8 protein-coding genes and 1 pseudogene are annotated in these 6,168 nt (G+C 64.9%); 2 read left to right on the forward strand and 7 right to left on the reverse strand.

Annotation, left to right across the window (positions count from 1 at the left end; all coding sequences use genetic code 11):
• Positions 1–82: 82 nt before the first annotated feature.
• Positions 83–580, reverse strand: a complete 498-nt coding sequence (locus AC1DT2_RS13915; protein ID WP_477296926.1) for a DUF4142 domain-containing protein — start codon at positions 578–580, stop codon at positions 83–85.
• Positions 581–804: 224 nt separating this feature from the next.
• Here AC1DT2_RS13915 and AC1DT2_RS13920 point away from each other — a divergent pair, with 224 nt between their 5' ends.
• Positions 805–1,410: a hypothetical protein gene (locus AC1DT2_RS13920; RefSeq protein WP_477296928.1), complete on the forward strand. Its 606-nt coding sequence runs from the start codon at positions 805–807 to the stop codon at positions 1,408–1,410.
• A gap of 71 nt (positions 1,411–1,481) precedes the next feature.
• Here AC1DT2_RS13920 and AC1DT2_RS13925 read toward each other — a convergent pair whose 3' ends face one another.
• Positions 1,482–1,655, reverse strand: a complete 174-nt coding sequence (locus tag AC1DT2_RS13925) for a DUF1328 domain-containing protein (protein ID WP_046968321.1) — start codon at positions 1,653–1,655, stop codon at positions 1,482–1,484.
• Positions 1,656–1,856: 201 nt separating this feature from the next.
• On the opposite strand from AC1DT2_RS13925, the gene AC1DT2_RS13930 reads away from it, so the two are divergent.
• Positions 1,857–2,636, forward strand: a complete 780-nt coding sequence (locus AC1DT2_RS13930; RefSeq protein ID WP_477296930.1) for an isocitrate lyase/PEP mutase family protein — start codon at positions 1,857–1,859, stop codon at positions 2,634–2,636.
• A 192-nt stretch (positions 2,637–2,828) separates the two neighbouring features.
• Here AC1DT2_RS13930 and AC1DT2_RS13935 read toward each other — a convergent pair whose 3' ends face one another.
• The 5 genes and pseudogenes from AC1DT2_RS13935 to AC1DT2_RS13955 all read right to left on the reverse strand — a co-directional run.
• A complete protein-coding gene (locus AC1DT2_RS13935; protein WP_477296932.1) occupies positions 2,829–3,422 on the reverse strand; it encodes a hypothetical protein in 594 nt (197 codons plus the stop codon).
• A 132-nt stretch (positions 3,423–3,554) separates the two neighbouring features.
• Positions 3,555–4,382 (reverse strand): NADPH-dependent 7-cyano-7-deazaguanine reductase QueF, encoded by an 828-nt coding sequence (queF, locus tag AC1DT2_RS13940; RefSeq protein WP_477296934.1) that lies wholly within the window; start codon positions 4,380–4,382, stop codon positions 3,555–3,557.
• A 63-nt stretch (positions 4,383–4,445) separates the two neighbouring features.
• Positions 4,446–5,438 carry an aldo/keto reductase gene (locus AC1DT2_RS13945; RefSeq protein ID WP_477296936.1) on the reverse strand — a complete coding sequence of 331 codons (993 nt, stop codon included), beginning with the start codon at positions 5,436–5,438 and terminating at the stop codon, positions 4,446–4,448.
• The gene (locus AC1DT2_RS13950; RefSeq protein ID WP_213949205.1) at positions 5,435–5,878 is read right to left on the reverse strand and encodes a MerR family transcriptional regulator; all 444 of its coding nucleotides are present in this window, start codon (positions 5,876–5,878) and stop codon (positions 5,435–5,437) included. Before AC1DT2_RS13950 ends, AC1DT2_RS13945 begins: the two co-directional genes overlap by 4 nt.
• Positions 5,879–5,980: 102 nt before the next feature.
• A pseudogene (locus AC1DT2_RS13955) lies at positions 5,981–6,168 on the reverse strand (hypothetical protein); the annotation flags it as partial.

Here is a 6,168-nt window from a genome sequence, read left to right on the forward strand (position 1 = left end):
GGCGTGGGCGTGTCCGGGAGAATGGGAAGGGCGGGCCCGTCATGATCCGCCGATTCGCCGCCTGCGGCGAGCCCGGGTCGGGTCAGAACGGTGGCAACGAGTCCGCCAGCTTCTCGTGCTCGCGAAGGACGGGCAACGTGTCGTGCGCGAAGGCGCGTATCTCCGTGTCTTCGCCTTTCGTCGCCTCGAGCTCGTAGAGGCCCGCCGTGAGCTTGTGCGAGCGAACCATCAGGTCGGAATAAGCGCGATCGAAGGCCGCGCCGTCGAGGCCCTTGAGACGGTCGATGTCATGTTGCTGCGCCACGTCGGGCGCTGTCGCGATCTGGATGCCCTTGCTACCTGCCAGCTTTCCGAGTTGCTCGTTGCCCTGCGTGTGATCGGTCACCATGCGCGCGGCGTACTTCTTCACGTCGTCCGACGATGCCTGGTCGGCGGCAAGCTTGCCCAGTGCGATCTCGGTGAGGTTGCCGCTGCTCGCCTTGCGGACGAAGTCGGTATCGGCGGCACTGCTTCGCGCCGAGTCGGCCGAGGCCGTGCCCGCGAGACCGAGGGCGAAGATAAGACAGAGGAGCTTGCGCATGACTCATCCTCCAGAGCGAGCGATAGCGCGGGCATTGTGGCGGGTGTTATGCCGAGGGCAGATGAATTTCCCTTCCGGACATGGAGCGCCAGCGTGAGTGCCTGTTTCCGAGCCGGAAGTTGCATCGAAACAGTCGTTTCGAACAAGGAGAGGATTGTCACGGCAAGGACGTTGACGGTCGATGGGACGACGGCCTAGATTTCGCTCCGAATAGGATCAGGCGCGTGCCCGTGTTTATCAATGTTTACTTTATGGCGATGGTTGCACTGGGCATCGTGACGAAAATCGTGTCCATGTGTTTTACGCACGGTATGGAGCGTCGGGTCGACATGGGTCCACTCGGACACATGGGAGCAGGACATGAGCGGTACACCAACGGAGCGCTGCTTGGACTGAGGGATATTCCGACGCGCTTTCTCCGGGTACTCGCGTGGATTCTGCGGGTGCTCGTCGTCGTGTGGACCCTCGGGTACATCGGCGCCATTTACATGGCGTTCTCCACGCACTTCCCGGAACCGGATTGCGATCTGTGCCAGTTCGATCCCCATGGCAAGTCACCGTTGTTCTGGGCGGCTTTCGTCCTCGCGATCATCGTGACGCTCGTTCCTGGCCTGATGAGCATCATGGTCGCGCGCGTCGATCCGCGGCAGGTCGAAGCCACCGGCCGTTTCGACCTGCGGCGAATCAAGATGGGGCTCCGTTGGATATTCCAGGATCGGCCAATGCGCAAGGATGCGGTGGCTGCGGCGCTTCGCCAACTCTGCCGCTGGCTCATTCTGATCGGCATCCTGGACGCCATCGTTATCGCCAGCTTGATGGCGCTGCAATAGCGAATGCCAGATAAGACAACGCCCCGGTCTGGGGCCGGGGCGTTGTCCCTCTTACTCGGTATGCGCGTGGCTTATATCCTGGGTCCGCGACGCAGGCCGCCGAACAGCAGCGACAGGATGAACAGGATAAGGAAGACCACGAACAGGATCTTGGCAATGCTGGCGGCGCCGGCGGCGATGCCGGTGAAGCCGAAGACCGCCGCGATGATGGCGATGACGAAGAAAACTACGGCCCAATGCAGCATGTCGATGACTCCTCTAGTGGCGCGGTAAAAGCGGAATGGGGTGGATGGGCGCCATTCGACCATCGCCGGCCTGAAGCCTGTGTCGTCAACGGGTGAGCCCCTCTCTCACCGGGCCTATGCATCTCCTACACGCAGGACGCCAGTTGCGGCGGCACCGCCAAGGCGCGAAGGTGTGCGGACCTCCCGACAGGATGACCCGCCATGACTGCACAACGCCTTCGAGACCTCCATCGCGGCAGCGAACTGCTCGTCCTGCCCAACGCCTGGGACCCCGCCAGCGCCGCAGTGATACAGCACGCAGGCGCCCCGGCCATCGCCACGACGAGCGCCGGCGTGGCGTGGTCGTGTGGCTGGCCAGACGGCGACCAGCTGCCCGCCGACGAGATGGTCGGCGCCGTGCGCCGCATCCTGCGCGTGGTCGACCTTCCGCTGACCGTCGATATCGAGGAAGGTTGTTCGGAGGATCCCGACGAGGTGGCCCGGCTGGTCGCGACGCTCGTGGACGCTGGCGTGGCGGGCATCAATATCGAGGACGGGTCGAAGTCGCCCGACCTTCTCGTCGCGAAGCTGAAGGCGATACGCGCCACGCTGGGCAGTCGCGACCTGTACATCAACGCGCGCACCGATGTGTACCTGCGCGGCCTGGCAGCGGGGGAAGCGGCGATCGAAGAGGTCACACGTCGCGCGAGCCGTTATATCGATGCCGGTACGGACGGTATGTTCGTTCCCGGTGTCTCGGTGACCGACGACATCCGCCGTCTCGCCGACGCCATCGCGCCGACGCCGCTCAACGTGATGCTGGTGCCGGGATTGCCGTCGCGGGACGAGCTTTTCGCGGCTGGCGCGCGACGCCTGAGCGCCGGTATCGCGTTGTCCCTGGAGGCCTATGCAAACACGGCGCGGATGGCGGCCGAGTTCATGGGCAAGGCGGAGCCAACTGCCGTCAGATATCCCGTACTCAACGCGCTATTGAAGAAATAGGCGAGCAGAGATGCGCCCTGCGTAGGAGCCGATTCATCGGCGATCCCGCGGCAGCGGGCCAGTCTGACGCAAGCACTCAATCGCCGCTGAAGCGGCTCCCACAAAAAAAAGCCGGGCCAATGAAGCCGGTCCAAACAAAAGAGGGTGGCTTGCGCCACCCCCTTTTTCAAAGCATGCGCAGGAAGAAGTGAATTACTTCTTCTTGACGTCGAATGCCTCGTTGCCCACGGCCTGGCCGTTGAGCGAGATGGTGACCTTGTACTTGCCTTCCGGCCATTCGTTCGGATTCTGGATCTTGAACGTGGTGACGGCCGGACCATCCGTGCTGATCGACTGGCTGATGTCGCTGACCGTGGTGGTCGTCTCGCCGTCCTGGTAGGTCCACTTCGCGTTCAACGTGGCGCCGGCGGAGGTGCCGTCGGTAGCGACCGATGCGTAGATGGTCTTGTCCGAGGGGGCGAAGGCGTTCTTGGCCTTGGCGACCTTCTTGTCGCCGCCAACGGCGTTGCCGAGCGTGACCGAACCGACCTTCAGCGTGTCGGCAGCGGCCGGTGCGACGGGGGCAGCCGGAGCGGCGGCGGGCTGGGCAGCGGGAGCAGCAGCGGCGGTCGTCGCGGCAGCAGGAGCCGCCGGAGCAGTGCCTGCGGCGGCCGGTGCAGCCGGTGCGGTGGCAGACGGAGCCGGTGCGGCGTTCTGCTGATCTTCCTTCTTGCCGCAGGCGGTGAGGACCAGCAGACCGGCGACGGTGGCCGTGGCGAGAGCGGACGAACGGAAGGAAAGCTTCATGTCTGGATTCCGATAGTGCTGATCAAAGTCGAATGGGACGAGGCGCAGGGGCCTTATCCCCTTGGCCGCGGCAGGTTACAGGCTACACAACTAAAGGCAAGACCAATGAAGAACGCATGAACGATGCATTCATTATTGGCGTGCGCCACGCGGATTGCCGGGTACGGCGGCGGGGTCCGTGCTTCGGAACGGATTGATATCGAGACCGCCCCGACGGGTGTATCGCGCGTACACGGCGAGCTCGCGGGGCGCGCAGCGCTCACGGATATCCATGAAGATGCGCTCGACGCACTGCTCGTGGAACTCGGTGTGGCTGCGGAAGGAAACCAGATAGCGCAGCAGGCCGGCACGGTCGATCGGCGCCCCCGTGTAAGCGATCTGCACGCTGCCCCAGTCGGGCTGGCCGGTGACCGGGCAGTTCGAGCGCAGCAGGTGCGATACCAGCACTTCGCGGGCATCGCCTTCGTGGGTGCGAAGAAAGTTCGGGCGGGGTGGGCCGTAGCTGTCGAAATCCAGTTCCTGGGCGTCCAGAAGCGCACCCTCGGGCTCGCCGATCGGCGTGCCGTCGAGTTCGCCCGGTGCGCGCAGGATCACCTCGGAGGGCCCGCCGGCTRCTGCCGACAGGTCGCGGACGAGGATCGCGCGCACGGCTTCGGCATCGGGCAGGCGTTCCTGGGCGAAGCTGTTCAGGTAGAGCTTGAAGGACTTGGATTCGACGATATTCGGCGTGGTCGCCGGGAATCGGAACTCCGCCACGGCGACCACCGGCTTGCCGCGCAGGTCCAGCCAGGAGAGCTCGTAGCCGTTCCATACGTCGACGCCGTGGAACGGCAACGCACCGGCGGATACGCCGATCTCGTCGCGCTTGCCCTGGCGGGGAATGGGGTAGAGCAGCCCGGCGTCGTAGCGGTCGGCGTAGACGGTGGCCTTGCCCAGCGGCGAATGATCGGGAGATGACATCCGCCCATTATAGGGAGGGAAGCCCCACCCCCGTTAACCGGGGACGGGGCTGCCGTTCACGGATCAGGCGTTGATGAAGCTCATCATGTTTGTCGCATAGCGGTCGCCCACGGCGGAGTCCGGCGGGAAGATGGCGTCGATCTCGGCCACTTCCGCGGTGCTCAGGGGTACGCCCACCGCGCCGGCGTTCTCGTCCAGGTAAGTCCGACGCCGGGTACCCGGGATGGGAATGATGTCCTCACCCTTGGCCAGTACCCAGGCCAGGGCCAGCTGGCCCGGTGTGCAGCCCTTGTCGGCAGCGAACTTCTTCACCTTGTCGACGATGGCGACGTTCTTCTGGAAATTCTCGCCGACGAACCGGGGGTTCAAGCGGCGGTAATCGTCCTCGGCGAAGTCTTCCGGCCGGGTGATCGCGCCGGTGAGGAAGCCGCGGCCCAGTGGGCTATAGGCGACCAGGGCGATGCCGTGCTCGCGGCAGGCGGCCAGGGTGCCGGTGGTCTCCGGATCCCGGGTCCACAGCGAGTATTCGCTCTGCAGCGCGGCGATGGGATGGACGCTGGCAGCCTTGCGGATGGACTCGGCCGAGGCTTCGGACAGGCCCAGGTGACGCACCTTGCCCTCTTCCACGAGCCGGGCCATGGCGCCGACCGTCTCCTCGATGGGCACGGTCTGATCGACACGGTGCTGGTAGTAGAGGTCGATGTGATCGGTTTTCAGCCGGCGAAGGCTGCCTTCGACCGACTCGCGCACGTATTCCGGGCGGCCGCTGATGCCGCGTTTGTTCGGGTCGTTCGGGTCGCGCACGATGCCGAACTTCGTGGCCAGGAAGACCTGGTCGCGCCGGCCGGCGAGTGTGCGGCCGAGCAGTTCCTCGTTGGTGTGCGGGCCGTAGGCGTCGGAGGTGTCCCAGAAGGTGATGCCGAGCTCCAGCGCACGCTCGAGGGTGGCGATGGATTCCTTCTCGTCCGTGGGGCCGTAGAACTCGCTCATGCCCATGCAGCCAAGGCCGAGCATCGACACCTGGGGGCCGTGCGTTCCGAGTTGGCGGGTCTTCATGCGTTTCTCCTTCGTTTCGAGGGGAGGGCGGCCGGCACCGGCGCGGGAGGCGTCGGTGTTTCGGCAGGGGAAGGGGCGCCGTCTTCGACGTACATCGAGCGGTACAGGGCGATCTTGTCGTCCAGCCGGGCGATGGTCTCGGTCAACGTGACCAGCTCGTCACGCAGGTTGGCGGCATGGCGTGCCAGGAGGTCGCCACGCAGGCGGATGCTCTCGGGCGTCTCGCCCTGGCGCCGCAGCTCGGCATATTCCTGGATCACCCGCATCGGCATGCCGGTGGCGCGCAGCTTGAGCACGAAGTGGATGAAACGCATCTCGGCCTCGCCGTAGACGCGCTGTCCGCTCCGCCGCGGCACCGGATCGATCAGGCCGATCTGCTCGTAGTAGCGCAGCGTATGCGTGGTGAGGCCGGTGGCGAGAGCGGCCTCGGCAATGGTCATCGAATTAGGCATTCGAGAAGCGTACGCCTTCGAGTGCACTCGAAGTCAACAGGGGCAGGCTGCTGTCTCTGGGGCAGCTTTTTGTGGGAGCAACTGTCTTTTTTAGACAGCCGCCCCATGCCGCCATCCGGCCTGATCACGGACCATCGCATTGATGGCCGTGATCAGGCATCGCATGCAGGCAACGATGGCCACCTTGGCTACTTTTCCCCGCGCCCGCAGGGCGCGGTAACGCTCGCCCAGGGCTGTTCCTTTTGCTCTGACGGCGGCCCAGGCGGCCATGTATAACG

It is taken from the genome of Luteibacter sp. P4_E6 (assembly GCF_056401535.1).